Raw genomic sequence first — 26,148 nt, 5'->3', positions numbered from 1 at the left:
CGCGGCGTCAGACAACTCGGATTCGGGAGAAATATTTGGTCGCCCAACTGTGATTGAAGTGATTGTTCTGTCAAAGTTAATCGCTCAATTGCAATATCTGTTTAATGACCACAAGATATTTGGGGTTGCCTCAAATTTAGTGATCCAAGTCTAATATCAGATACCTCAATTGAGGTAAGATCTATCCCAGTCATTGCACAGGGAGCCATCGGCTCCCCACTGCCCCACCCGATGTGTGGTGCTTCAGGATGAAATGTGCGTAAGGAAGTCGCGACCACTCGGTGAGGATCGTTTCCATTTATCTGATTTCTGAGGCATTACAATGAGCGACATCAAGAACGTCCGCATTGAAGAAGACCTGCTGGGCACCAAAGAAGTTTCCAACGATCTCTATTACGGTGTGCACACCCTGCGCGCCGTCGAGAACTTCAAGATCAGCACTCAGAAGATTTCTGACGTTCCCGAATTTGTCCGTGGCATGGTGCTGACCAAGAAGGCCGCCGCACTGGCCAACGGTGAGCTGGGCACCATACGTCCCGAGATCGCTGACAAGATCATCGAAGCCTGTGACCTGATGCTGAACACCGGCAAATGCTTCGACCAGTTCCCGGTCGATGTCTATCAGGGCGGCGCCGGTACCTCCGTCAACATGAACACCAACGAAGTGCTGGCCAACATCGCCCTCGAGTTGATGGGTCTGGAGAAGGGCCGTTACGACGTCATCAACCCCAACGATCACGTCAACAAGTGCCAGTCCACCAACGACGCCTACCCCACAGGTTTCCGCGTGGCCGTGGTCAACAGCACCGACACCACCCTGCATGCCCTGGAAGCACTGATCGCTGCCTTCGATGCCAAGGCTGCCGAGTTCAAGAGCATTCTGAAGATGGGTCGTACCCAGCTGCAGGACGCAGTCCCCATGACCCTGGGTCAGGAGTTCCATGCCTTCGCCGTCACCCTGCGCGAAGAGATCAAGTCCATCAAGCGTTGCCAGGAGCTGCTGCTGGAAGTGAACCTGGGCGCCACCGCCATAGGTACCGGCCTGAACACCCCGCCCGAGTACTCCGCCCTGGCCATCAAGCGTCTGGCCGAGATCACCGGTCGTGCCTATGTGCCGGCAGAGGATCTCATCGAAGCGACCTCCGACTGCGGCGCCTATGTGATGCTGCACGGCGCCATCAAGCGTCTGGCCATGAAAATGTCCAAGATCTGCAACGACCTGCGTCTGCTCTCCTCGGGCCCCCGTACCGCGCTCAAAGAGATCAACCTGCCGGAAATGCAGGCGGGCTCTTCCATCATGCCGGCCAAGGTCAACCCGGTCATCCCGGAAGTGGTCAACCAGTCCTGCTTCAAGGTATTCGGTAACGACGTCACCATCACCTTCGCCGCCGAAGCCGGTCAGCTGCAGCTGAACGTCATGGAGCCGGTGATTGGTCAGGCCATGTTCGAATCCCTGAGCCTGATGGAAAAAGCCTGCATCTCCCTGCGCGAGAAGTGCGTGGAAGGCATCACCGCCAACCCGGACATCTGCATGAACCACGTGCTGAACTCCATCGGCATCGTGACCTACCTGAACCCCTTCATCGGCCACCACGAAGGTGACATCGTCGGCAAGATCTGTGCCCAGACCGGCAAGAACGTCCGCGAAGTCGTGCTTGAGCGCGGCCTGCTGACCGCCGAGCAGCTGGACGAGATCCTCTCCATCGAGAACCTGATGAATCCGCAATACAAGGCCAAGCGTTACACCCGCGAAGCCACCGTATAAACGGAATCCTGGGCCGGGTATATCCCGGCCCCATAGAGTCAGTTCCCGAGCGGCCTCCTGCTAGTCCCGTCGGGAATTGGCTTTCTGCCTAATAAAACCTAAAAAAACTGGAAAATGGAGTGTTCGCTATGATTGGAATCGAGTTACTTGTGGTGCTCGCCGCTATCTATCTGGGGGCCCGGATAGGCAGCATCGGCATCGGCTTTGCCGGTGGTCTGGGGGTGCTGGTGCTGACCTGGGGTCTGGGCATGCCCATCCCGAGCGATCAGCTGGTGACCTACCTGCCCTGGGACGTGATCATGATCATCGCGTCCGTCATCTGCGCCATCGCCTGCATGCAGCTCGCCGGCGGGATGGACTACCTGGTGCACCTGGCCGAGAAGGCACTGCGCAAGAATCCCAAGCACATCACCTTCGCCGCCCCTGTCGTCACCTACCTGATGACCATGCTGGCCGGGACAGGTCACACCGCCTTCTCCACCCTGCCGGTGATCGCCGAAGTGGCCAAGGAGCAGGGTATTCGCCCGTCCCGTCCGCTCTCCATCGCGGTCGTTGCCTCCCAGATCGCCATCACCGCCTCCCCCATCTCGGCGGCCGTGGTTGCCTTCTCCGGCATGCTGGAGCCCCTCGGTGTCGACTACCTGACCCTGCTGGCCATCTGCATCCCGTCCAGCTTCATCGCCTGTCTGCTGGGTGCCTTCGTGGCCAACATGCTGGGCAAGCCGCTGGAGCAGGATGAAGTCTATCTGGAGCGCAAGGCCAAGGGCCTGATCAAGCTGCGCGGCACCAGCAAGGTGGAACTCAAGCCTTACGCCAAGCTCTCCGTCGGCATCTTCATCGTCGCCATCGTCGCCGTCATGGCCTATGCCACCGCCATCTCCGGCAACGTGGGCCTGATCAGCAGCCCGCCCATCCCCCGCGATGGCGCCATCATGGGCATCATGCTCTCCGCCGCCACCCTGATGGTGCTGTTCTGCAAGCTGGACGCCGCCCAGATCACCAACATGCCCACCTTCAAGTCCGGTATGTCCGCCTGTATCTGCGTACTGGGTGTGGCCTGGCTCGGCAACGTCTTCGTGAAGGGCAACATGGTCGAGATCCAGGCGTTCGCCGGCGATCTGCTGAGCCAGTACAGCTGGCTGCTGGCCGTGGTGCTGTTCTTCTCCTCCATGCTGCTCTACTCCCAGGGTGCCACCACCAAGGCACTGATGCCGGCCGCGCTGGCCCTGGGCGTCAGCCCGCTGGCGGCCATCGCCTCCTTCGCCGCCGTGAGCGCCCTGTTCGTGCTGCCGACCTACCCGACCCTGCTGGCGGCGGTCGAGATGGACGACACCGGCTCCACCCGGATTGGCAAGGCGGTGTTCAACCACCCCTTCTTCATCCCGGGCGTGGCCACCATCGCCATGGCAGTGGCGCTGGGCTTCTTCTTCGGCGGTCTCATCCTCTGATGACGCGTCACTCCTTGCAGACGGCCCTTCGGGGCCGTTTTTTTATGCCTGCAGCGGGCCAGATCCCACCTCTACGCCCATCAAAAAGCCGCTCAAGGGAGCGGCTCTCGTCATCAGGGGCAGGTCCTCAGCTGGTCTGCCGGGTGCCGAAATAGTCGGCGAGGAAGTCATCGAAGGAGAGGCTGTCACTGCGCTCCCGCTCCCGCTGCTTGGCCAGGGAGTCCCGCGCCTCGCCGGCGAAGTAGGCCTCATCCCAGTACTGCAGCTCACCGCTCAGCATCTCTTCCCGGTAACGGCTCGCCAGGGCGTCGCCGAAGCAGCCGTTGTCCTGGCCGCTTTCCAGCAACTGCTTGAGCAGGCGGGCGGAGTAGGTCAGCTCGGGGTTGAGCAGCTTCTCGCGGTGCATGGCCAGGGTCTCGCGGTAGCGGTTGCGACCACAGCAGCGATCCAGCAGCTCGGCGACCTGGGCCAGCTCGTCGAACAGCTTGAGCCCGTACTCCTTGAGGCCGATGGCATTGCCCTGCTCGTCTTCAAGCTCGAGACCGGGGCGGCGCCCTTCCAGCACCACCTTGTTCTGGTTGCGACGGTTGCGGGCAATCTCCTCGTCACCCAGCACGGGAGACGGGCGCAGCAGGCACCAGACCAGGAACAGATCGAAGAAGCGGATCTGATCCACCTCGATGCCGAACGGCGTGAAGGGATTGACGTCCACGGTGCGCAGCTCGATGTACTCGATGCCGCGCTGCTCCAGCGCATCCGAGGGCTTCTCGCCGCTGCGGGGGGTGCGCTTGGGCCGGATAGGGGCATACAGCTCGTTCTCCAGCTGCAGCACGTTGTCGTTGAGCTGGCGGTACTCGCCGTTCACCTTGACCCCTATCTTGGCAAACTCGGGATCATGGGTGTTGATGGCGCGGCGCAAACTGCTGACATAGGCCGGCAGGTTGTCGTGGCTGATCTTGAGCCCCGCCTGGGCGCTGTTGGTATAACCGAGATCGGACAGGCGCAGGGCGGTGGCATAGGGCAGATAGAGGGTCCCCTTGCCAATCTTCTGGAACGGCAGGCTGCTCTTGCGTCCCTTGAGGAAGGAGTCGCAGATGGCCGGGGAGGCACCGAACAGGTAGGGCACCAGCCAGCCGAAGCGGTAGACGTTGCGAATAAGCCCCATGTACTTGTCGGAGATGAAGCGCTGGCTGCAGCACCCCTCGCCCACCAGGTCCTGCCACTCGCACCAGAAGCTGTCCGGCATGGAGAAGTTGAAGTGCACCCCGGCGATCACCTGCATCAGGCTGCCGTAGCGGTTCTTCAAGCCCTGGCGATAGAGGGTCTTCATCCGGCCTATGTTGGAGCTGCCGTACTGGGCCAGGCGGATGCTCTCCTCGTCACCGACGAAGCAGGGCATGGAGAGCGGCCAGATCCGCTCATCCCCCAGGTGATGAATGGCGTGGCGATGGATGTCGCCAAGCTGCTCGATCAGGCTCTCGATGGAGTCGGTCGCCGGGGTGATGAACTCCAGCAGGCTCTCGGAGTAGTCGGTGGTGATGTTGGCATGGGTCAGGGCCGACCCCAGGCCTCTGGGGTGGTCGGTCTGGGCCAGGGTCCCTTCTGGGGTGATGCGCAGACATTCACGTTCGATCCCGCGCCGGATCCCCTTGAGGGCGGTCACCCGATCCGGGGTACCCAGCGCAGCCAGCAACTCGGTGAGCGACAAGCTAGTAGTAGTCATATTCACGGCTCATGTATGGCCGCCCCACCTGGGGCGGCGCTCATTTTTTTGCAACGCCCCTCAGGGCAGTTGCAGCGGATAGATGGGAAGATGAAGCTCGCTCAAGGGTTTTTCAAGCTTTTGCTTGTCCCCCACCACCACAATCACCATGTCGGCCGGGTCCAGCCAGCGTGCCGCACTGGCTTTTAGCGTCTCGGGCGACACCGTTTTGATCAGCTGGCTCTGGGCCTGCACATAGTCCGGCTTCAGGTCGTACATGATCATCTGCAGCAGGAAGCCCGCCTTCTGGCCCAGCGTCTCGTAGGAGAGGGCATCCTGCTGGGAGACGGCGCTGCGCATGTAGGCCAGCTCCACCGGGGTGGGTCCGCTCCCGCGGTAGCCATCCATCTCCTTGAGGAACTGACGGATGGCATCCGCGGTGGCATCGGTGCGCACGTTGGCGCCGGTGGCGAACACGCCGGCCTCGCGGTTCGCCTGGAAGCCCGAGCTGGCACCATAGGTGTAGCCCTTGTCTTCCCGCAGGTTGAGGTTGATACGGCTGTTGAAGTTGCCCCCCAGGTTGAAGTTCATCAGGTTGGCGACGAAGTAATCCCCCGTGGTGTCAAACGGCATGGCACGGCGGCCGATGCGGATCACCGACTGGGGCGCCCCCGGCTTGTCCACCAGATAGATGCCCGGCTTGGCCTGCTCCCCCTTGAGCTTGAGATCCCCCAGGATCGGAGCCGCCCCCTGCCACTGGGTGAGGAAGCCGAGCTGCCGTTCGACCTGCTGCTGGGTCACATCCCCGGTCACCACCACCTTGGCGTTGGTCGGGTTGTAGTAGGCGTGATAGAAGCGCTTCACATCTGCCAGGGTCAGCTTCTCGACGTCGGTCAGCACCCCGTCGGTCGGCTGGCCGAGGCGGTTCTGCTTGCCGTACACCAGCTCACGGAACGCCTGCCCCGCCAACCACTCGGGCTGCTGCTCGCTCTGCTTCATGCCTTGCAGCATCTGCGCCTTGAGCCGCTCGAAGTCCGCCTCCCGCAAGCCGGGTTGCAGCAGCACCTCGCGCACCAGCGCCAGCGTCTGGGGCAGCTTGTCGGTCAGGCTGCTGATGGTGATGAGGTTGTTGTACTGGGCGGTCGAGACGCTGATGCTGGCACCGAGCTTTTGCAGCTCGTCGCTGAGCTCGGCCTCGGAGAGGCGCGCCGTCCCCTGCCCCAGCATGGCAGCGGTGAGGCTGGCCAGCCCCAGCTCGCCCTTGCCCTCGGCCCGGATGCCGCCTGGCAGGGCAATCATGATGGAGACGGCCGGGATCTCGTCACTCCGGGTGCCGATGATCTCGATACCCTTGTCCAGCTTGCCGTGCCAGATGGCCGGCACCTTGACGCTGACCGCCTCCGCCGTCCTGGGCTGCACGCCGCGATCGAAGCTGTCCTTGACCGGGCGCAGGGCCAGCGGCTCCCCATGCTGGCTGTAATCCGGCAACTCGCGCTTGGCCGGGGTGAAGTTGGGCGTAGCCGCCTGCCACAGGGTCTTGCCCTTGGGCACCACGCTCAGCACCACGGCCGGCTTGTTCGCAATGAACTTGTCGTAGGCCGCCTTGACCTGCTGGGCGTTCACCTGACCTATGGCATCCAGGTTCTTGAACACATAGTTGGGATCCTGGGCCAGCACCTGCCCCATGGCGAGCTGGCTCACCTTGCCGGACACGCTGTCCAGCCCCCAGATGGCCGAGGCGCGATAGCTGCTGATGGCCTTCTCCAGATCCTCTGGCTTGATGCCGCGACCGGCAAACTCGCCGATTACCTTGTCCACTTCCCCCTTGAGGGTCTTGAGGCTGCCATCCACCGCCGGGTTCGGATAGGCATAGACCGCCAGGGTACAGGCCAGCTCTTCGCAGGAGTGGGAGGCCCCCACCTCGATGGCCTTGCCGGTCTTGACCAGGGACTGATAGAGCATGGAGCTGGCGGAGCCGCCGAGCACGTCGGCAAAGATGTCCAGCGCCGGCTCCTGCGGATCCCCAAGGGACACGGTCGGGTAGCTGATATAGAGCAGCGGCAGGTGCACCTTGTCTTCCAGCGTCACATAGCGGGTCTCGGGCAGGGTCGCAGGCTGGGGCGTCGGTTCGGCCACCTCGGGGCCACGGGGGATGGGGCCGAAGTACTGCTCAATCCAGGCCAGCGCCTGCTGGGTGTCGAAGTCGCCCCCCAGGGTGAGAGTGGCGTTGTTCGGGCCATACCAGCGCAGGAAGAACTGCTTGAGGTCGTTCACATCGACCCTGTCCAGATCCTCCACATAGCCGATGGGCTGCCAGGAGTAGGGATGGGTGCGCGGATAGAGCGCCTCCCCCACCTTCTCGCTCAGCAGGCCGTAGGGCCGGTTGTCGATGCGCTGGGCCCGCTCGTTCTTGACGGTGGCGCGCTGGATCTCGAACTTCTTCTGGCTCACCGCATCGAGCAGGAAGCCCATGCGATCCGCCTCCAGCCAGAGCACCTTCTCCAGCTGATTGGCCGGTACCGTCTCGAAATAGTTGGTCCTGTCCTTGTTGGTGGTGCCGTTCATCTCGCCACCGGCCTCGTTGATGATCCGCATGTGCTCCTGATCGCCGACGTGCTTGGAGCCCTGGAACATCATGTGCTCGAAGAAGTGGGCAAACCCCGACTTGCCGACCGTCTCGCGCGACGACCCCACGTGATAGGTGACATCCAGGTGCACCAGGGGATCAGACTTGTCCGGCGCCAGGATCACGGTCAGGCCGTTGTCCAGCCTGTACATCTGATAGGGAATGCCGAGCTTGCCTTCCTGCTTGACCTGCTCGGACACCAGGGTGGGCGCTGCCAGCACGGGCAGGGAAAACCCCAGGAGAATGCTTAATGGAATGAGTTTGTTCACGGTTACCTCGTGAGTGACAAGAATGGGCTAGAAGATCTGGCTGGCCAGCAGAAACACCAGGGCATAACGAAACAATTTGCCGAGCCCGATCAGGATGAGAGAGCGCCAGAAGGAGAAGCGAAGCCAACCGGCCAGCAGGCAGAGGCCATCGCCGATCACTGGCGTCCAGGCGAGCAGCAGGCACCAGTGACCATGTTGTTTGAGCCAGGCGAGCGCCTTTTGTTCCCCACGGCCTTGAAAATCTTCCGGTTTTTTCTTCAATGTGGCGAGCCGGCCCAGCCACCAGGTGGTCATGGAGCCCAGGGTGTTGCCCAGCGTCGCCCACAGCAGCAGGCAGGCCATGCTCCACTCTCCCCGGGTGGTCATGGCCCCCAGCAGCACTTCCGAGCTGCCGGGCAGCAGGGTGGCTGAGGTGAAGGCGCTCAGAAACAGCCAGCCCAGCCCCATCTCGGCAATGTCGTTCATCCGGGCTGGCCGTCGGCGGCAGGCATGCGCAGCAGCAGCTTGCCCCGCACATGGCCGCCCTCGATGGCGCCATGGGCCAGCGCCCCTTCCGCCAACGCATATTCACCGGAGATGGTGATATGCACATCCCCCTGACGCAGCAGCATCAGCACCTGGGTCAGCTGTTTTTGATCGGGGTGAACCAGCATGCCGAGCACCTCTATGCCCGCCTCGGCCCCCGCCTCCTTGATCTGCTGGGCCGTGATGGTGGGCACAGTCACCAGGCGGCCACCCGGTTTGACGCAGGCCAGTGCCGCCTTGCCGCTCTCGCCCCCCACCAGATCCAGCACCAGATCCACCGGGCCGCCAGCCGCCACCACCTGTGAAGGCCAGTCGGCGTCGTGGTAATCCACCATCTGGCTGGCGCCCAGCCCGTGCAGGAAGCTGTGGTTGTCAGGCCCGGCCGTGACCACGACCTGGGTCCCGTAGGCGGCGGCAAACTGCACCGCCAGATGGCCCACGCCACCGGCACCCGCCAGGATCAGCACCCGCTGTCCGCCCTTGAGGGCACCGTGTTCGAACAGTCCCTGCCAGGCGGTGAGGCCCGCCAGGGGCAGCGCAGCCCCCTGCTTGAGACTGACCCCGTCGAGCTTGACCAGCTCGTCTTCGCGTACCACCACAGATTCCGCATAGCCACCGGCCGTCAGGGGAAAGCCGACCATGCCGCACACCGCATCCCCTTCCACCAGGGTGGTGACATTGGGGCCGACCTTCTCCACCACGCCGGAGACGTCATAGCCCGGGGTCCAGGGCAGCTTGTCCTTGTTCTGGGCCGCCGCCCAGCCGAGGCCGGCCCGGGTCTTGGCATCGATGGGGTTGACCCCCGCAAAGCAGATGCGCACCCGGACTTCCCCCTCGGCGGGCACCTTGTCGAGGGAGGGGTTGAGCTTGAGTACCGAGGGGTCGCCGAATGCGGTAATCTGTAGCTGCGTCATTGCACAATCCATCCTGTTGATTGATCAAGGATCAACAGAATAACAGCGAGGACACCATGGCTCGAATGTTTCTTATTCCTCTGTTGCTGGCCCTGGGGTGGTGGGCATTTCTGCTCTACTTCCGCATTCCGCTCAAGCAGGGTGCCAAGGGGTTTTACTGGATCATCGGCATAGGTGGGGGACTGGCCGCCTTCTTCAGCCTGATGATGGTGCTCACCCACTGACGCCCCCTGCGGCAACAAAAAGGCCACCCTGAGGTGGCCCGGATCTCAACCCGCCTGCGCACTGAGGTGGTAGTGGCGGTTGCTGCCCTGCCCCAGCACTCCCTCGGCCATCAGATGCTGGAACACCCTGTCCACCTCTTCCAGCGAGAGGGAGAGAGCCTCGGCCACCTTGCGCTTGCTGCACTTGAGCTCACCACTCATCAGCGCACCGCGCACCTGGGCCACCACGGCCGGTGCGGGCTCGGGTCTGCTCACCACCATGGGCGCGGCGGCAGCTGACTCGCTCTCGCGCGCCTCGGCCTGCTCTCGCGCCCGCAGCCACTGCCATTGACGGCGGAAGCGGTTCTCCTCGCCGATCAGGCTGACGAAAAAGGCGCCGAACGCATCCAGCAACACGGACAGGAAGCAGACCAGCAGGAACTGCACCTGGCTGATGCTCATGCCCACCCCGTCCGCCAGGCTGCTCATCAGCCCCAACATGGAGGACTGCTCATTGACAGGCTTGGCGTCACGCTCCTGGCGCAGCTCATCCTGCTTCAACCTGAGCCGGGTGTTGGCCTGCTGCAACCCGCTCACGCCGCTGGAGATCCGCGCCATCTCTATGTACTTGCGCGCCGCCTCCTCGTTGAGCTGGATCTGCCGCTCTATGCTGGCGATCTGCTCGTCGAAGCGGGCGATCTCCCGCTCGTGGCGCGCCTGCTGGCTCAGGATGGTATTGGTGGCGCTGTTGATGCCGCCTATGCTGCCACCTATGGAGATGGCGGCCAGCACGCTGTAAAACAGCAGCGACCAGAAGGCTCCGCCGAGATCCCGCCTCGCCTTGCACTCGCCGTATTCATACCAGACATAGAACTTGCCCAGCTCGAAGATGATGGCCAGGCCGCCAAACAGCCACTTCATCAGCGGGTTGTCGTCGATGGAGAGAAACAGCAGCAGGGAGAAGACGATGGAGGCCAGAATGGCCAACCCGGTAAAACTGTACACCGTGGTCAGTGCGAACCAGCCCTTGGGATAGCGCAATGCGGCAGGAGCCTGTGTGGTCATGATGAAGAGGGAGTGCCGTGCAGGAAAAGTTGGCTGCCGATTATAGTCACCGGGCGGTCGGAGAGAAGGGCAAATACCTGAATTCCTTCATATGGATAACCAGCTGTCCATAGTGCGACCAAAACGGACAAATCGGCAGCAGAAAACCGCTACAATCGACCTCAGACTTGCAGGGCATGTTTTCGTTGTGCCCGGGTTCAGCCCGGCGCGCTACACTGACTCCCTATTGCCATTATCCGAGGCCATCATGAACAGAACGACTACGCTGCTGCTCTCCCTTCTTCTGGTTGCCGGCACCGCCACCTCATCGGTCCAGGCTCAGGAGCAGGGGGATCAAACTTTCTCCGTTGACGCGCTCACCTTCAAACTGGACTGGAATGACACGCAATTTGACTGGTCGCAGACCGGCTGTCTCGATCTGGGGGTCGGTGAGGAGACCTCGCCCGATTGCAAGGGCACGAAGCTCAACCTGGATGATGAGACGCCTCGCAACCAACCCCCCAGCACCAACCAAATCCCGGCCAGCCCGGAACAGTGACCAGTCACGACAGGAGCCTCTCTGATATGACACACCCCAAGCGCAATACCATGATCAACCGCAGCGCCCTGCTGCTCTCTCTGTTCATTGCCCACGGCGTCGCCTTTGCTGCGCCTCCTTCCAAGAACAATGACGACGTCAAGATCTCCACCGACCGGGGCCAAATCAGCCTGGATTGGGACGACAAGGAGTACGACTGGTGGCAGGACAACTGCCTGGATATCAGCACCCGCAGCAGCAGTATCAAACTCAACTGCGACGACATGGATGGCAAGTATCGCGACCACTACAACCGCAGCATCCACAGCGGCAACAACCCGGGCAAGGGCCACGACAAGAGCGGCTGGGACAGCAACGATAACGGGAAGAACAAAGAAAAAGGTAACGGGAAAGGCAACAAAAAGTGATGGTTCGGGGGCTCCGGCCCCTGAATGCGGTCGCAGGTGCAGGCAGTGGCCGCCATATTCTACGCTCGGCTCACGAGTACCGGCGACTGCCATCCTACCAGCCAAGGCTCAATGGAACACCTTGATACCCTTGGCAAAAAAGCATGAACCAGGCCATTTCACAAACGTTCGCCGCTCATTTCTCACCAGTTCCACGCAATGATGCCAAGGTGCCGTTCCGCCCCGGTTAAGGCTGGCGACGATAGACTGCCTCTCCTCCAGCCGTCATCGAGGCCATCATGCGCAACACCGTCTCCCATCTGCTCGCCCGGCTATTGAACAGCGGCGCAGCATTTGAAGCCCCTCTTGCCCGACGCGGCGCCGCCCAGGATCCCGGTGCCCACCAGGAAGCACAGGGCATCAGACGGTCGCCACCGGGCGACAGCGCCTGCGCCGAGGGTTCTGGCAAGCACGACGGTGACAAGATAGGTCGCTGACCGTCCCCTGCTGGCGTCTACCAGTAGTTTTCCATGCTGATGTTGCCGGGGGCCCGGCGCAGGTTCTTGGCAAGACCGAGATCCAGCAGGGTTAGCTGCGTCTCCTTCACCATGGCGGGATTGCCGCAGATCATGACCTGGCTGTGCTCGGCCGAGAAGGGGAGCCCGACCCTGGCCTGCAGCTCGCCGCTGGCGATGGCCGCCGGGATCCGGCCTGCCAGCGCACCGGGCCAGGGCTCGCGGCTGACGAAGGGCACGTAGTGAAAACGGGGCCCATACTGCTCGACCAGGCTGGTGATCAGGCCCTGATAGGTGAGCTCCTCCCCCTTGCGCACCCCGTGCACCAGCACCAGATTCTCGAAACGCTCGAAGGCCTCCCCCTCCGCCAGCATGGCGAGGAAAGGGCCTATGGCCGTGCCGGTGGAGAGCAGCCAGAGATCCCGTCCCGGCGGGAGTTCGTCCAGGGTCAGGAACCCCGTGGCCTGGGACTGAACCAGCAAGGTATCCCCAGGTTGCAAGGCACCGAGAGAGGGAGTCAGTTCGCCATCCGGGATCTCCACCAGATAGAATTCGTGATAGGGGGCTGAGGGGGGATTGACGAAGGAATACGCGCGCTGGATCCGCTGCTCGCCCCGTTGCAGGGCCAGCTTGGTAAATTGCCCCGCCTTGTAGGGGGCGAGCTCCGCCGCTATGCGCAGGGAAAACAGGGTGGGCGTCCACTCGATGCGCTCGAGTACATGACCTTCGACCCAGGCTGCCATACAGATTCTCCTACAGAGGAACAGAACCTCACTTTACCCCTGGATCCCCTCTTGATTCAAAAAGAAAAAAACCCGCGCATGTGCGCGGGTTTTTTCTGCAAAGCGAATCGCTATTACAGAGCAACAACCTGGATCTGTACGGTTGCCTTGACGTCAGCGTGCAGCTGAACAACAACTTCGTACTCGCCGGTGTTACGCAGAACGTTGCCCATACGGACTTCGCTCTTGGCAACGGCGACGCCGGCAGCAGTGATGGCTTCAGCCACGTCACGGGTACCGATGGAACCGAACAGCTTGCCTTCGTCGCCAGACTTGGAGGCGATGACAACGGCAGCCAGTTCACCCAGCTTGGCAGCGCGCTCTTCAGCGGCAGCTTTACCGGCAGCCAGCTTGGCTTCCAGTTCAGCACGGCGAGCATCGAAGGTCTCGATGTTGGCCTTGGTAGCCATAACGGCTTTGCCTTGCGGGATCAGATAGTTACGGGCGTAGCCAGCTTTAACAGCGACTTGATCACCCAGACCGCCCAGTTTGGCGATTTTGTCGAGCAGGATAACTTGCATTACCTTTCCTCTATAAAAGTTGAGTTAGGCTTAAGTGCCGGACCGATTCTTACTTGTTGTGCAGATCGGTGTACGGCAGCAGAGCCAGGTAACGAGCACGCTTGATGGCGCGTGCCAGCTGACGCTGATACTTGGCGCGGGTACCGGTGATACGGCTCGGTACGATCTTGCCAGATTCAGTGACGTAGTTTTTCAGAGTAACGATATCTTTGTAGTCGATCTCGGTAACGTTCTCGGCGGTGAAGCGGCAGAACTTACGACGACGGAAATAACGTGCCATGGCCTTTATCCTCTAATGCGGTGATCTAAGAATTACTCTTCGGAAGACGCTTCAACAGCATCTTCGCGGCGCTCGTCGTCACGACGGGTGAAGCGCTCTTCCTTGGCCTTGGCCATCGGAGAAACTTCAGTCACGGCGTGCTTGGTGCGCATGATCATGTTGCGGATAACGGCATCGTTGAAGCGGAAGTTGGTTTCCAGTTCGTCGATAACGGCCTGCTCAGCTTCTACGTTCATCAGAACATAGTGAGCCTTGTGCAGCTTGTCGATCGGGTAAGCCAGTTGACGACGGCCCCAATCTTCCAGGCGATGAATGGTGCCACCAGCGGTGGTGATAGCGCCGGTGTAACGCTCGATCATGCCAGGTACTTGCTCGCTCTGGTCCGGATGAACCATGAAGACGATTTCGTAATGACGCATTTTAGCTCCTTACGGATTAATTCAGCCTCCGCCCAGGTGCAGCCAGACCTCGGAGGCAAGGAACATAGTGGTGTTTAGACGCTGCTTTCTAGGGCGGCGTATTGTACGAAATCGCCTCTCCCACTGCAACTGGCGTCGGCAGATGTTTTTGTCGATGAACCTGATGCAAAACTTCAATTGATAACAATTATCATTTAGATCTATTCTATCTCCATGCTCTTATGGAGGGTGACACCATGCAACCCGCATTGACCACGGCCATCCCGGCCCGCAAATTCAAGCTGAGCCTGCTTGGCCCCGCCTTCATCGCCGCCATCGGCTACATAGATCCGGGCAACTTCGCCACCAACATCCAGGCCGGCTCCACCTTTGGTTATCAACTGCTGTGGGTGGTGGTCTGGGCCAACCTGATGGCCATGGTGGTACAGACCCTCTCCGCCAAGCTCGGCATAGTCACCGGCAAGAATCTGGCGGAGCATATCCGGGACAAATTACCCAAACCGGCAGTCTGGGCCTATTGGGTGCAGGCGGAGATCATCGCCATGGCCACGGATCTCGCCGAGTTCATCGGTGCGGCCGTGGGCTTCAAGCTGCTGTTCGGGGTGACACTGCTGGAAGGGGCCTGCATCACGGCCGTGGTCACCTGGGGCATTCTCATGCTGCAATCCCGCGGCCAGAAGCCGCTGGAGTTCGTGGTGGGCGGTCTGCTGCTGTTCGTGGCCGCCGCCTACATAGTCGAGCTGATCTTCTCTCGTCCCCATCTGCCGAGCCTGCTGGAAGGCGCCCTCTTCCCCGGCCTGCCCAACGGCGATGCCGTCTATCTCGCCGCCGGCGTGCTGGGGGCGACAGTCATGCCTCACGTCATCTACCTCCACTCGGCACTGACCCAGCACACCCAGGATCAGGGAACCCTTTCCCAGCGGCTGCACAGCACTCGGGTCGATGTGGCCATCGCCATGACCATAGCCGGCTTCGTCAACCTGGCCATGATGGCCATGGCCGCTGCAGCCTTCCACGACGCGGGCCACCAGCAGGTGGCGGAGCTTGAAACAGCCTACCAGACGCTCACCCCCTTGCTGGGTCAGGCTGCCGCCACCCTGTTCGGGCTGTCCCTGGTCGCGTCCGGCATCTCCTCCACCGTGGTCGGGACCCTGGCAGGCCAGGTGGTGATGCAGGGCTTCGTGCGCTTCACCATACCGCTCTGGCTGCGCCGGGCCATCACCATGGCCCCCGCCTTCGTGGTGATCGCCATGGGACTCAACACCACGGAGATCCTGGTGCTGAGCCAGGTCATTCTGAGTTTTGGCATAGCCCTCGCACTCATTCCGCTGCTGATCCTGACCGGCGATCGCGCCCTGATGGGGGAGCATCGCAACCATCCACTGACCCAGGCAACAGGTCGCGTCATCGTCGCGCTGGTGATCGGCCTCAACGCCTATCTGCTGGTCACCATGATCTAGTGCTCACTCCGCCATCTTCGGGCCGGCTCGTTAACAGAGGTTAATGAGCCGGCCCCCGCTTTGGCGTATGCTGCCGCTTTCTCTTCTCCATTTCTCGTTGCGGAAGCCTTGCCATGGAACATACCCGAGTCAGCTTCGTGCTGGGCCATCATCAGGAACAGGCCAGCGTCGTCTATTGCGAGCAGGGGCAACCCAGCCTGCTGGTCACCGACCTCACCCCCTTCCACCCCCAGAGCCACCTCTGGCCCGATCAACCGGGAGATGTGGGCACTGTGCGCTGGGATGGCGGCGAGGCGGCCGTGGGCCCCTGCCGGATGGGGGCCATCAGCCCGGAAGGCAGGTTGTTCGTGGATCAGGATATTCCGGTCAAGCGGGGCGCCGAAGGCTGGACCTTCGTGGTGGTGCATCCCCTCGCAGGCTCCCATCAGCATGCTATCGGCACCCAGGTGGAACTGAGGGTGGACGCCGAGGCTCGCCACGCCCTGAGTCTGGGCCACAGCGGCTGCCATCTGGTGGCGCTGGCCCTCAACCGGGCACTCGTCCCTTACTGGCGCAAGGAGGTGAGCGAGCGCGATGCACTGGATCAGCCCGACTTCGACCGCCTCGCCATCCAGAGCTCGCGGGTCGAGCCCCTGGGCTCCCGGGAGCACTACCGCATCGGCAAGAGCCTGCGCAAGAAGGGGGTCAACGGCGAGGCGCTGCTGGCGGATCTGGCGCTGATAGAAGAAACGGTCAACCGGCAACTCGCCGACTGGCTGGCTGCGGGGGGCGAGATCCGCCGCTCGCGAGCAGGCGAGGCCATCATCGACTCCCGCTACTGGCACTGCACGCTCGAGGGAAAAGAGCTGACCATCCCCTGCGGCGGCACCCATGCCGGCACTCTGGCGGAGCTGGGTCAGGTCAGGGTGCGGCTCGACGCTGCAGAGGAGGGGTTCAGCCTGCTCTCCGAAGTCACCCCCTGAGTCGACGACAGATCCGGCTTCTCCCCATCAGCCAAGCCGGATCAACAATATGCCGCAGAGGATCACCAGGGCCGCCATCAGCCTGACCCGCCCCAGCCGCTCCCCCAGCCAGAGCCAGGAGAGCAGCACGGCAAACAGCACGCTGCTCTCGCGCAGCGCCGCCACCAGCCCGATGGGGGCCAGGGTCATGGCCCAGATGACGATCCCATAGGCAAGCAGCGAGAGGGCGCCGCCCAGGGCGCCCGAATACCACTCGGCCCGGGTCAGGCTGCGCAAGGCGGTGCGGCTCTGCCATCTCATCAGCAGCGGCATCATCAGGGCCGTCAGGGTAAAGAGCCAGAGGGTATAGCGTATCGGCTCCCCCGCCGAGCGGGCCCCGACCCCGTCAGACAGGGTATAGGCGGCGGTAAACAGCGCCGTGATCAGCACGGCGCACAGGGCCGCAGGCGCCAGCCGGATGCCGCCGCGCCAGGCCATCAGCAAGACTCCGCCCACCAGCACCATGGCTCCCGCCACAGCCACGACACCGGGCACCTCCCCCAGCAGCAGGGCGCCGAGCAGCAGGGTCACCAGGGGCGCGCTGCCACGGGCCAGCGGATAGATCTGGCCAAACTCCCCCAAACGGTAGGCCCGGCCGAGAAAGAGGCAATATCCGCAGTGCAACAGGATGGAGAGTGCCAACCAGGGATACTCGACCGGGGCAGGCCACCCCACCAGCGGCAGGAAAGGCAGGGAGAAGAGGCCGGAGCAGAGGGAGACCAGCAACACGCTGACACGCCCCTCGGCCTGGCGCTTGGCCAGCGCATTCCACAGGGCGTGCAGCAAGGCGGCCAGCAAGATGGCCGCGAAGATGGGGAGGGTCACGACGGGGTTCCAATCAACAAGGGGACGAAATCATACCCGTTTGCGTCGCAGCAATGTGGGAGCCAGCTCATGAAGGCTCCCTGGACTTGCCATCGACTCAGGGGGCTTTGCGCATCCCCATGTGAGGGATGTCGTCTTCGAGATAACCCTCCCCTTCCGGCGTGAAGCCGTGCTGGCCGTAGAAGCCCTGCAGGTGAGCCTGGGCACCGAGCCAGATGCTGTGCGTAGGCCAGCGGGCCGTGCAGGCGGTCACCGCCTCATCGAGCAAGCTGTGGCCCAGACCGCCCCCTCTCGACTGGGGGGAGGTGACCACCCGGCCGATGGCGGCGCCACTGTCGTCGCCGATGCCGGGGGCCATGATGCGGGCATAGGCGGCCAGATGATCGCCTTCATAACCGAGCAGGTGCAGCACACCGTCCCGGCGATCCACCCCATCCAGATCCTGGAAGGGGCAGCTCTGCTCCACCACGAACACCTCGGCCCGCAGTGCCAGCAACTCGTACAATTCGTCCGTGGTCAGTGCAGACCAGGGTTTCAGGATCCAGTTCATCGGCGACTCCTTATCAATTCGGCCTGCCAGCATAGGTGAGCGCAGCCAAGGCGGCATTAACCTTTGTTAAGACTTTTAAGCCGTTTGCGAATGCGGCTCAGGCTGACTGGCAGGCGTGATGCCGAGACGCACTGTATGAAAGGTTTGAAATCTGGTGGCAACACAGCCCCTCATCGCGCATCGGCAACACTACTCCTTGTTAAGCGCTTTCAACCGCTTGCGAATGCGACTAAGACTGATGGGACTGATGCCGAGATAGGCGGCGATCTGGTGATCCGGCACCCTGACATCCAGCGCGGAAAAGCAGTCCAGAAAGTGCTGATAGCGGGCCTGGGGGCTCTCGGTCAACAGCAGCAGCTCTTTTTCTTCCTTGATGCGCAGCTGCACTTCCAGCAGGTGTTGATACCAGGCGGACCAGCAGGAAAGCTGGCGCAGGTCGGCCAGCTGGAACAGCTGCAACCGGCAGGGCTCCAGCGCCTCCACGCTGTAGCGGGCGGGTTCGCCACTGAGCAGGTGATGGAAGTCGAGAAACTCGTCCCCCTCCCAGTAGAACTCCTTGATGTACTCCCGCCCATCCGCCAGCACCACCCTGGCCCGCAGCAACCCCTGCTCCACCCTGATCAGCAGATCCGGACTGTCACCGGCGTGCCAGAGGCAAGATTTAGGGGCCAGGGTCAGCGGCCGGGCAAAAGAGAGGAGGCGCCTGGCCTCCTGCTCATCTGTGACCCTGTCCCGGAAAAAGGGAGGTCTGTCCATCATCACGGCGTCAGCTGCGGCGCTGACGCACGGCTTCGAACAGGCAGACGCCGCTCGCCACCGAGACGTTGAGGCTGGATACCGCCCCCGCCATCGGTATGCTCACCAGCTCGTCGCAATGTTCGCGGGTCAGGCGACGCATCCCCTTGCCCTCGGCGCCCATCACCAGCGCCATGGGGCCGGTCAGCTTGGCCTGATAGAGGTCGTGGTCCGCCTCGCCGGCGGTGCCGACTATCCAGACGCCGCGCTCCTGCAGCTCGCGCAGGGTGCGCGCCAGGTTGGTGACCTGAATGAGCGGCACCACTTCGGCGGCGCCACAGGCGACCTTACGCACTATGGAGGTCAGGCCGGTGGCCTTGTCCCGCGGCACTATCACCGCATGGACCCCGGCCGCATCGGCGCTGCGCAGGCAGGCACCGAGGTTGTGCGGATCGGTTACCCCGTCCAGCACCAGCAGGAAGGGGGCGGTCTCTTGCACCGCCAGGCCGTCCAGCAGGCTGGCCAGGTCGTGCTCGGCCAGCTTGGGCGCCTCTATCACCTTGGCCATGATGCCCTGGTGATTGTTGCCCTCCGCCTTGTCATCGAGCGTCTTGCGGTTCACGCTCTGCACCTTGATGCCGAGGGATTCCAGCTCGGTCAGCAAGGGTTGCAGCCGGTCGTCATCGCGGCCCTTGAGGGCCCACACTTCGATGAAACGCTCCGGGGTGCGCTCAAGCAGCGCGGATACAGCGTGAATGCCGTAGATCAGTTCTGTACTCATTTAGTGCTCTTGGCCTTGTCGCGAGCGTTTTTGCTCGGTCGTCTGTTGCTGGGCTTGGCGCGGCCACCCTTGTCGGATTTGCCGTGATCCTTGCCCTCTTTGCGTTTCTCGTGGCGCTGGGCGCTCTTGGCCTTCTCTTTCTTGATCTCGGCCTGCTTGCGCGCCATCTCCTTGGCGTTCTTGCCGGTGGCCTGGAGCGGCTCTTCCACCATCACGAAGTCGATCTTGCGATCGTCCAGGTTCACCCCCATCACCTTGACCCGCACCTTGTCACCCAGACGGTAGCGACGGCGGAAGTTCTCGCCGATCAGCTGCATGTGCAGGGGATCAAACTGGTAGTAGTCGTTGGTGAGGGTGCTGACGTGCACCAGACCGTCGATGTGGATATCCGCCAGGCGGACGAAGAAGCCAAAGCCGGTGACGCTGGCGATGACGCCGTCGAAGTCGTCACCCACGTGATCCAGCATGTACTCGCACTTGAGCCAGTCGGCCACGTCGCGGGTCGCATCGTCGGCACGGCGCTCTGTCATGGAGCAGTGCTCGCCCATGGGATCCACTTCTTCCAGCTGGTAGTGGTAACCACCGCTCGGCGTCCACTTGTGGCGCAGGTTGCCCTGCTGCTCCTTGGCCGTCTGGTACTTGATGGCACGGTGCAGGATGAGGTCGGGATAGCGACGGATCGGCGAGGTGAAGTGGGCGTAGGACTTCAGCGCCAGACCGAAGTGACCTATGTTGTCGGCCTGATAGATGGCCTGACGCATGGAGCGCAGCAGCATGGTGGAGAGCAGCTCCGCATCCGGGCGCCCTTCAAACTTGGCGGCCAGCTCGGCGAAGTCCTTCGGCTCGGGCTCGAGGCCCCCCTTGAGCTCCAGACCCAGTTCGGCCAGGAAGTCGCGGAACCCGGTCAGACGCTCTTCGCCCGGACGGTCGTGCACCCGGAACAGGGCTGAGGCTTCGTTCTTCTCGATGTAGCGGGCGGCCGCCACGTTCGCCTGGATCATGCACTCTTCGATGATCTTGTGGGCGTCGTTGCGCACCAGCGGCACTATCTGGTCTATTTTGCGCTGGGCGTTGAAGATGAAGCGGGTCTCCTCGCTCTCGAACTCCACTGCACCACGCTGGTGACGGGCGTGCTTGAGCGCCTTGTAGAGGTTGTTGAGCTCCTCGATGTGACCCACCAGCGGCTCGTACTGCTGACGCAGCTTGGGCTCGCCATCCAGGATCGCCGCCACCTTGCTGTAGGTCATGCGGGCGTGGGAGTTCATCACCGCTTCGTAGAACTTGTAACCGGACATGCGGCCAGCGGCGGAGATGGTCATCTCGCACACCATGCAGAGGCGGTCAACCTGCGGGTTCAGGGAGCACAAACCGTTGGAGAGCACCTCCGGCAGCATGGGCACCACGAACTCGGGGAAGTAGACGGAGTTGCCGCGCTGATAGGCTTCGGCATCCAGCGCCGTCCCCGGCTTCACATAGGCGGAGACGTCCGCGATGGCCACCCACAGGCGCCAGCCGCCGCCGCGTTTGGCTTCGCAGAAGACGGCGTCATCGAAGTCGCGGGCATCTTCCCCGTCTATGGTGACCAGCGGCAGGGCGCGCAGATCGATGCGACCCTCTTTGGCCTTCTCCGGCACCTGCTCGCCCAGACCGGCGACCTCCTTGGTCACCTCCTCCGGCCAGGTATGGGGGATGCCGTGAGTACGCAGGGCAATTTCAATTTCCATGCCCGGCGCCATGTTCTCGCCCAGCACCTCCAGCACTGTACCGACCGCATTGATACGGGCGGTGGCGCGCTGGGTGATGCGAACGACCACCACCTGGCTCTGGCGGGCCCCCTTGTTCTCACCGTCCGGGATGATGATGTCCTGGCCGATGCGGCTGTCATCCGGCACCACGAAGCCGACGCCGTTCTCGACGAAGTAGCGGCCGACGATGTCCGCCTCGCGGGCCTTGAGCAGGCGCACCAGACGCGCTTCCTGACGACCCTTGCGGTCAATCTCGGTCGGCTGCACCAGCACGTAGTCACCGTGCATCAGCCGCTGCATCTCGCGGTTGTTCAGGAAGAGATCCGATCCACCACCCTCGGGGCGCAGAAAACCGAATCCATCTTTGTGGCCGAGCACATAGCCTTTCACCAGATTCAGGCGATCCGGCAGGGCGTAACATTGGTTCCTGGTGAACACGAGCTGTCCATCACGCTCCATGGCGCGCAGACGGCGGCGCAAGGCTTCCAGCGGCTCTTCTTCGGTCAGCTTGAGGACCTTGGCCAACTCTTCCCGGGACATGGGTTTTTCATGGCCCTTGATGAGTTCCAGCAGCATCTCGCGGCTGGCGATGGGGTTATCGTATTTTTCGGCCTCGCGTTGGAGGAAAGGATCTTTTTGAGACATAAGCAGGCCTTAGGGTAGGTAGTAACGCAGACATTATATCGAAGGGGGGAGCTAATGGCATCCATCGACTGCCTTTTGCCCAATCTCTCTGTCATACTGGGCACAGTTTGCAGGTATGTGAGACTCGGAACTCATGAGCAAGGACTCGTTCGCCCAATCGGCCGCCTATTTGAAGCAGGCGGTCCCCCTGATGATCAAGTATCAAATCCCCACCACCCCGAACAATTACCATCTTTGGTACAACTACGTCTCCGGCGCCATGCCCGAGCTGAACCATGCCGTCGATCACGCCATAAAACTGCAGGGCACCTTCTCCCTCACCACCTGCGAGCGTCTCTATCACCAGCATCTGGCCAGCCAGGACGAACAGCAGATGGAGACGATGAAGCTCAATCTGGTCGCCATGGCCAACGAGCTCGGCCACTCCATGCAGGATGCGCTGGTCGACACCGGCCAGTTCCAGGCGATGCTCGACAAGAGCTTCGACAAATTGAGCCTCATCGATGACGAGGGACTGAGCCTGGACGACACCATGGCCATCTTGCGGGAGCTGGTGCGCGAGTCCCGGGATGTGCGCATGTCCACCCTGCACTTTCGCAACCAGCTCAGCAGCGCCGAGAAGGAGATCAAGGAGCTCAAGGCGGCGCTGAACGAGACGCGCAAGATGGCCACCGAGGACGCTCTCACCGCCCTGCTCAACCGTCGCGCCTTCGATCTGGAGCTGGACAGCCTGATCCGCAACAAGCAACCCTTCTCGTTGATCATGACCGACATCGATCGTTTCAAGAACTTCAACGACGAATATGGCCACCTGCTGGGGGATCAGGTGCTGCGCATCGTCGGCAAACGGCTGCGGGAAGTCAGCAAGGAAGGGATCACCGCCTATCGGCTAGGGGGGGAGGAGTTTGCCCTGCTGGTGCCGGGCCGGGCTCTGGCGCTGACCCGCCAGATGGCGGAGAGCCTGCGCCGGGTCATAGAGCGGATGTCGCTGCTGGATCGCAAATCGGGCCGCCGCATCGATCACATCACCGCCTCCTTCGGTGTGGGGGAATACAATGGCCAGGAGACGGCGGACGCCCTGATAGAGCGCACCGACAAGCTGCTCTACAAGGCCAAGGAGCTGGGTCGCAACCGGGTGATGCCGCTCCCCTCCTGAGCCCGTCAGACACAAAAAAAGGCCGGTCACAGACCGGCCTTCTTCATTTTTCCGCTGTTGGCTCAGAGGCTTTTCAGCTTCTCTTCCGGCAGCGCCAGCTCATCGTTGTGGTTGACGCCGATGCCGCGCTCCAGCACGTGGCGGGCGATGGCATGGGCCTCTTCCAGGGAGTGCATGCTGTAGGTACCACACTGGTATTCGTTCAGCTCGGGGATCTTGCCCTGCTCCTGCACGGTCAGCACATCGCTCATGGCCGCCTGCCAGGCCGCGCCCACGCGGGCCTCGTCCGGGGCACCGATCAGGCTCATGTAGAAGCCGGTACGGCAACCCATGGGGGAGATGTCGATGATTTCGACCCCATTGCCGTTCAGGTGATCACGCATGAAACCGGCAAAGAGGTGCTCCAGCGTGTGGATGCCGCGCTCGGAGAGGATCTCCTGGTTCGGCACGCAGAAGCGCAGATCGAACACGGTAATGGTGTCCTTGTTCGGGGTCTGCATGGTCTTCGCCACCCGGACTGCCGGGGCTGCCATGCGGGTATGGTCGACGGTAAAACTGTCCAATAACGGCATTTCTGACTCCTGATTGGTTACGAGAACCAGCCCCCGCTGGGGAGCCGATCCTTGCATTGTCGATACTGGGCGCCGTAGCGTTGGGCACGGGCCTCCACCTTGCGGGAGACCTTCATCAGCCACCCCTTGCTGCGGTAGCTGCCACGCCGGTAGCCACCCCAGCCTTCGTGATAGTTGAGATACTGGCCATAGGCATCCCACTTGGAGGTGCCATTGAGCCGCTGCGCCTTGTTAGTGTACCAGCCCATGAAATCGATGGCGTCGGCGAAGTCGTCGCGATCGCTCCAGCCGTTGCCGGTCTCGCGCTGGTAATCGTCCCAGGTCTCATCCTTGACCTGGGCGTAGCCATAGGCAGAGCTGGCGCGCCCGGTCGGGATGAAGAGGAAGTATTGCATCGGCGGCTGGGCATCGTGCACGAAGGAGGACTCCTGATACATCATGGCCATCACCACATGCACCGGGGTCCCCCACTTCTCGTTCATCTCGAGTGCCGCCTTGTGCCACTCCGGCTTTTCCCGAAAGATCTGGCACAGGTTCTCCGGCTGGGCCGGTGGCCGGCTACTGCAAGCAGTCAGCGCCATCAGCAGGCCTGCCGCCACCACGAGACGCATCCCTGACATCAAGGGGGCAGCATCTTCGTACGCTTGGTCGTGTCGAGGCACATCCATCACATCAAATCGCGTCTTCGTTCTCTTCGCCGGTACGGATGCGGATCACGCGTTCCACCTCGCAGACGAAGATCTTGCCGTCACCTATCTTGCCGGTGCGGGCGGTGTTCTGGATCGCTTCCAGACAGGCGTCCAGCTCTTCGTCCTGCACCACCAGCTCAACCTTTACCTTGGGCAGGAAGTCGACCATGTACTCGGCACCGCGGTAGAGCTCTGTGTGGCCCTTCTGGCGTCCGAAGCCTTTGACTTCTGATACAGTCATGCCGTTGATGCCGATCTCGGCCAGGGCTTCGCGCACATCGTCCAGCTTGAACGGTTTGATGATGGCTTCAATCTTCTTCATGGTGACTCCTTACCAGTTCTGTTTGCCGAACCCGGACGTGATGGGGTAGCGGCGATCCTTACCAAAGTTGCGAGCCGTGATGCGGGGCCCGACGGCAGCCTGACGGCGCTTGTACTCGTTGAGATCCACCAGACGGATCACCTTGCGCACCACGGCTTCTTCGAAGCCCTCCGCCACCATGTCGGCGACCGAGGCGTCTTCTTCCACATAGCGCTTGAGGATGGCGTCCAGAATGTCGTAGGGAGGCAGGCTGTCCTGATCCACCTGATCCGGGGCCAGCTCTGCCGAAGGGGGACGATCGATGACCCGCTGCGGGATCACGTAGTCGACCGAGTTGCGATATTCGCACAGCTTGAAGACCAGGGTCTTGGGCACATCTTTCAGCACGTCGAAGCCGCCCGCCATGTCACCGTACAGGGTGGCATAGCCGACTGCCATCTCGCTCTTGTTGCCGGTGGTCAATACGATACGGCGACGCTTGTTGGAGAGCGCCATCAAGAGCACGCCACGGCAGCGAGCCTGCAGGTTCTCTTCGGTGGTATCCCGGGCAGTCCCTTCAAACAGCGGCGCCAGCTGGGTCATGAAGCCTTCAAACATGGGCTCGATGGAGATGATGTTGAACTCGACCCCCATCCGCTCGGCCTGTTCCTTGGCATCTTCCACGCTCATCTGGGCGGTGTAGCGGAACGGCATCATCACCGCCTGCACCTTGTCCGCACCTATGGCATCGGCCGCGATGGCGAGCGTCAGGGCGGAGTCGATGCCGCCGGAGAGGCCCAGCACGGCTCCCTGGAAGCCGTTCTTGGTCACATAGTCATGCACCGCCAGCACCAGCGCCTGATAGGTCTCGGCCAGGGGCTCCAGCGGCGCAGACGGTTCCCGCTCTTTCAACGGCTGGCCGTCGACAAAGCGCACCAGCGCCAGCTCTTCGGCAAACGGGGCCAGCTTGTGGGTCAGCTCGCTCTGGCCGTTGAACACCTTGGAGCAACCATCGAAGATCAGTTCGTCCTGACCACAGACCTGATTGAGGTAAACCAGCGGCAAGCCAGTCTGCTCGCAACGCTCGGCCATCAGCTCGCGGCGGATCCAGGGTTTCTCCTGATCGTATGGGGAGGCATTGATGGTGAGCAGCAGCTCGGCACCGGCCGCCTTTGCCGCGAGTGCCGGGCCCGGTTGCCACAGATCTTCACAGATGAGCAAGCCCAGCTGGTGGCCACGGAACGACACCACACAGGTATCGCTCGCCGCGGTGAAGTAACGCTTCTCGTCGAACACCCCGTAGTTGGGCAGATCCTGCTTGAAGTAACGGGCGATGAGTTTGCCCTGCTCATAGAGAGAGGCTGCATTGTAGAGCGAGTCTCCTTCACGCCAGGGGTGTCCCACCAGAATGGCGCAACGACCCTGCCAGGCCGCGACACGCGCCAGGGCCGCCTCCACCCGTATCATCAGATCGCTGCGCAGCAGCAGATCTTCAGGGGGATAGCCGGTCAGCGCCAGCTCGGAGCAGACCAGCAGATCGGCACCTTGCTGGTCGGCCTCTGCGGCGGCAGCCAGCACCTTGTCACAGTTATCTTCGATGGCGCCTACCGTCAGATTTAACTGGGCAAGCATCAGAGAGAGGGCTTTTGCCATGGCGATGCATCTTGAATTCGAAAATGATGGGGAATGATAAAGAAAAGGCGCTGGGTGTGCCAGCGCCTTGGCTCCCG

General features: G+C 62.1%; 27 protein-coding genes. 9 read left to right on the top strand and 18 right to left on the bottom strand.

Going from position 1 to position 26,148, the window contains the following annotated elements; all coding sequences use genetic code 11:
- The first annotated feature begins 322 nt into the window (after nt 1-322).
- A complete protein-coding gene (gene aspA / locus AAHB08_RS20470; RefSeq protein ID WP_139436763.1) occupies nt 323-1,765 on the top strand; it encodes an aspartate ammonia-lyase in 1,443 nt (480 codons plus the stop codon).
- Nucleotides 1,766-1,893: 128 nt separating this feature from the next.
- Nucleotides 1,894-3,213 (top strand): anaerobic C4-dicarboxylate transporter, encoded by a 1,320-nt coding sequence (locus tag AAHB08_RS20465; protein WP_202047385.1) that lies wholly within the window; start codon nt 1,894-1,896, stop codon nt 3,211-3,213.
- A gap of 127 nt (nt 3,214-3,340) precedes the next feature.
- Here the strand turns inward: AAHB08_RS20465 and gshA are convergent, their stop codons facing one another.
- From gshA to AAHB08_RS20445, 4 genes are read right to left on the bottom strand one after another with little or no spacing between them, the layout of a single operon-like run.
- Nucleotides 3,341-4,936, bottom strand: a complete 1,596-nt coding sequence (gene gshA, locus AAHB08_RS20460) for a glutamate--cysteine ligase (protein ID WP_139436767.1) — start codon at nt 4,934-4,936, stop codon at nt 3,341-3,343.
- A gap of 60 nt (nt 4,937-4,996) precedes the next feature.
- Nucleotides 4,997-7,810 (bottom strand): M16 family metallopeptidase, encoded by a 2,814-nt coding sequence (locus AAHB08_RS20455; RefSeq protein WP_342059934.1) that lies wholly within the window; start codon nt 7,808-7,810, stop codon nt 4,997-4,999.
- Between the two features lie 27 nt (nt 7,811-7,837).
- Nucleotides 7,838-8,275, bottom strand: a complete 438-nt coding sequence (locus tag AAHB08_RS20450; RefSeq protein WP_342059933.1) for a YqaA family protein — start codon at nt 8,273-8,275, stop codon at nt 7,838-7,840.
- Nucleotides 8,272-9,249 carry an NADP-dependent oxidoreductase gene (locus AAHB08_RS20445; RefSeq protein ID WP_342059932.1) on the bottom strand — a complete coding sequence of 326 codons (978 nt, stop codon included), beginning with the start codon at nt 9,247-9,249 and terminating at the stop codon, nt 8,272-8,274. Before AAHB08_RS20445 ends, AAHB08_RS20450 begins: the two co-directional genes overlap by 4 nt.
- 56 nt (nt 9,250-9,305) lie before the next feature.
- Here AAHB08_RS20445 and AAHB08_RS20440 point away from each other — a divergent pair, with 56 nt between their 5' ends.
- Entirely contained in the window at nt 9,306-9,473 is a 168-nt protein-coding gene (locus AAHB08_RS20440) for a hypothetical protein (protein WP_162472074.1), read from the top strand.
- A gap of 45 nt (nt 9,474-9,518) precedes the next feature.
- Here the strand turns inward: AAHB08_RS20440 and AAHB08_RS20435 are convergent, their stop codons facing one another.
- Complete coding sequence (locus tag AAHB08_RS20435; RefSeq protein ID WP_342059931.1) at nt 9,519-10,517, bottom strand: Preprotein translocase subunit SecY; 999 nt, start codon at nt 10,515-10,517, stop codon at nt 9,519-9,521.
- 247 nt (nt 10,518-10,764) lie between these two features.
- Between AAHB08_RS20435 and AAHB08_RS20430 the strand changes: the two genes are divergently transcribed.
- From AAHB08_RS20430 to AAHB08_RS20420, 3 genes are all read left to right on the top strand, one after another.
- Nucleotides 10,765-11,055, top strand: a complete 291-nt coding sequence (locus AAHB08_RS20430; protein ID WP_202047389.1) for a hypothetical protein — start codon at nt 10,765-10,767, stop codon at nt 11,053-11,055.
- Between the two features lie 26 nt (nt 11,056-11,081).
- Nucleotides 11,082-11,462: a hypothetical protein gene (locus AAHB08_RS20425; protein ID WP_342059930.1), complete on the top strand. Its 381-nt coding sequence runs from the start codon at nt 11,082-11,084 to the stop codon at nt 11,460-11,462.
- Nucleotides 11,463-11,740: 278 nt separating this feature from the next.
- Entirely contained in the window at nt 11,741-11,938 is a 198-nt protein-coding gene (locus tag AAHB08_RS20420) for a hypothetical protein (protein ID WP_342059929.1), read from the top strand.
- Between the two features lie 17 nt (nt 11,939-11,955).
- Here the strand turns inward: AAHB08_RS20420 and AAHB08_RS20415 are convergent, their stop codons facing one another.
- The 4 genes from AAHB08_RS20415 to rpsF form a co-directional block, all read right to left on the bottom strand.
- Nucleotides 11,956-12,699 (bottom strand): ferredoxin--NADP reductase, encoded by a 744-nt coding sequence (locus tag AAHB08_RS20415; RefSeq protein ID WP_342059928.1) that lies wholly within the window; start codon nt 12,697-12,699, stop codon nt 11,956-11,958.
- A gap of 113 nt (nt 12,700-12,812) precedes the next feature.
- Complete coding sequence (rplI, locus tag AAHB08_RS20410) at nt 12,813-13,259, bottom strand: 50S ribosomal protein L9 (protein WP_005331773.1); 447 nt, start codon at nt 13,257-13,259, stop codon at nt 12,813-12,815.
- Nucleotides 13,260-13,308: 49 nt separating this feature from the next.
- Nucleotides 13,309-13,539 carry a 30S ribosomal protein S18 gene (rpsR, locus tag AAHB08_RS20405; protein ID WP_005313392.1) on the bottom strand — a complete coding sequence of 77 codons (231 nt, stop codon included), beginning with the start codon at nt 13,537-13,539 and terminating at the stop codon, nt 13,309-13,311.
- A 32-nt stretch (nt 13,540-13,571) separates the two neighbouring features.
- Nucleotides 13,572-13,958 carry a 30S ribosomal protein S6 gene (gene rpsF, locus AAHB08_RS20400; RefSeq protein WP_005331771.1) on the bottom strand — a complete coding sequence of 129 codons (387 nt, stop codon included), beginning with the start codon at nt 13,956-13,958 and terminating at the stop codon, nt 13,572-13,574.
- 236 nt (nt 13,959-14,194) lie between these two features.
- Between rpsF and AAHB08_RS20395 the strand changes: the two genes are divergently transcribed.
- Nucleotides 14,195-15,418, top strand: a complete 1,224-nt coding sequence (locus AAHB08_RS20395; protein WP_342059927.1) for an Nramp family divalent metal transporter — start codon at nt 14,195-14,197, stop codon at nt 15,416-15,418.
- 113 nt (nt 15,419-15,531) lie between these two features.
- On the top strand, nt 15,532-16,380 hold the full coding sequence (locus AAHB08_RS20390; protein WP_342059926.1) for a hypothetical protein: 849 nt from the start codon (nt 15,532-15,534) through the stop codon (nt 16,378-16,380).
- A gap of 27 nt (nt 16,381-16,407) precedes the next feature.
- On the opposite strand, the gene AAHB08_RS20385 is transcribed toward AAHB08_RS20390, so the two are convergent.
- The 5 genes from AAHB08_RS20385 to rnr form a co-directional block, all read right to left on the bottom strand.
- The gene (locus tag AAHB08_RS20385; protein WP_247627239.1) at nt 16,408-17,244 is read right to left on the bottom strand and encodes an EamA family transporter; all 837 of its coding nucleotides are present in this window, start codon (nt 17,242-17,244) and stop codon (nt 16,408-16,410) included.
- A 97-nt stretch (nt 17,245-17,341) separates the two neighbouring features.
- Nucleotides 17,342-17,794, bottom strand: a complete 453-nt coding sequence (locus tag AAHB08_RS20380) for a GNAT family N-acetyltransferase (RefSeq protein ID WP_342059925.1) — start codon at nt 17,792-17,794, stop codon at nt 17,342-17,344.
- A gap of 189 nt (nt 17,795-17,983) precedes the next feature.
- The gene (locus AAHB08_RS20375) at nt 17,984-18,550 is read right to left on the bottom strand and encodes a Crp/Fnr family transcriptional regulator (RefSeq protein WP_342059938.1); all 567 of its coding nucleotides are present in this window, start codon (nt 18,548-18,550) and stop codon (nt 17,984-17,986) included.
- A 10-nt stretch (nt 18,551-18,560) separates the two neighbouring features.
- Nucleotides 18,561-19,310 carry a 23S rRNA (guanosine(2251)-2'-O)-methyltransferase RlmB gene (rlmB, locus tag AAHB08_RS20370; RefSeq protein WP_025325727.1) on the bottom strand — a complete coding sequence of 250 codons (750 nt, stop codon included), beginning with the start codon at nt 19,308-19,310 and terminating at the stop codon, nt 18,561-18,563.
- Entirely contained in the window at nt 19,307-21,700 is a 2,394-nt protein-coding gene (gene rnr, locus AAHB08_RS20365) for a ribonuclease R (protein WP_342059924.1), read from the bottom strand. The genes rlmB and rnr overlap by 4 nt, the downstream gene beginning before the upstream one ends.
- Before the next feature lie 133 nt (nt 21,701-21,833).
- On the opposite strand from rnr, the gene AAHB08_RS20360 reads away from it, so the two are divergent.
- Complete coding sequence (locus AAHB08_RS20360; RefSeq protein WP_162519217.1) at nt 21,834-22,856, top strand: GGDEF domain-containing protein; 1,023 nt, start codon at nt 21,834-21,836, stop codon at nt 22,854-22,856.
- Between the two features lie 62 nt (nt 22,857-22,918).
- Here the strand turns inward: AAHB08_RS20360 and luxS are convergent, their stop codons facing one another.
- The 4 genes from luxS to AAHB08_RS20340 all read right to left on the bottom strand — a co-directional run bounded on the left by luxS (nt 22,919) and on the right by AAHB08_RS20340 (nt 26,071).
- Nucleotides 22,919-23,428, bottom strand: coding sequence for an S-ribosylhomocysteine lyase (luxS, locus tag AAHB08_RS20355; protein ID WP_017782209.1), 510 nt, complete (start codon nt 23,426-23,428; stop codon nt 22,919-22,921).
- A gap of 17 nt (nt 23,429-23,445) precedes the next feature.
- Nucleotides 23,446-24,039 carry a transglycosylase SLT domain-containing protein gene (locus tag AAHB08_RS20350; RefSeq protein WP_275066077.1) on the bottom strand — a complete coding sequence of 198 codons (594 nt, stop codon included), beginning with the start codon at nt 24,037-24,039 and terminating at the stop codon, nt 23,446-23,448.
- 61 nt (nt 24,040-24,100) lie between these two features.
- On the bottom strand, nt 24,101-24,439 hold the full coding sequence (gene glnB / locus AAHB08_RS20345) for a nitrogen regulatory protein P-II (protein ID WP_025325723.1): 339 nt from the start codon (nt 24,437-24,439) through the stop codon (nt 24,101-24,103).
- Nucleotides 24,440-24,448: 9 nt separating this feature from the next.
- On the bottom strand, nt 24,449-26,071 hold the full coding sequence (locus AAHB08_RS20340) for an NAD+ synthase (RefSeq protein WP_342059923.1): 1,623 nt from the start codon (nt 26,069-26,071) through the stop codon (nt 24,449-24,451).
- Nucleotides 26,072-26,148 lie beyond the last annotated feature (77 nt).

This window comes from Aeromonas sp. OTU364, from assembly GCF_038440395.1.
Classification (GTDB): Bacteria; Pseudomonadota; Gammaproteobacteria; order Enterobacterales; family Aeromonadaceae; genus Aeromonas.
This window is presented reverse-complemented; position numbering and strand designations above follow the sequence as displayed.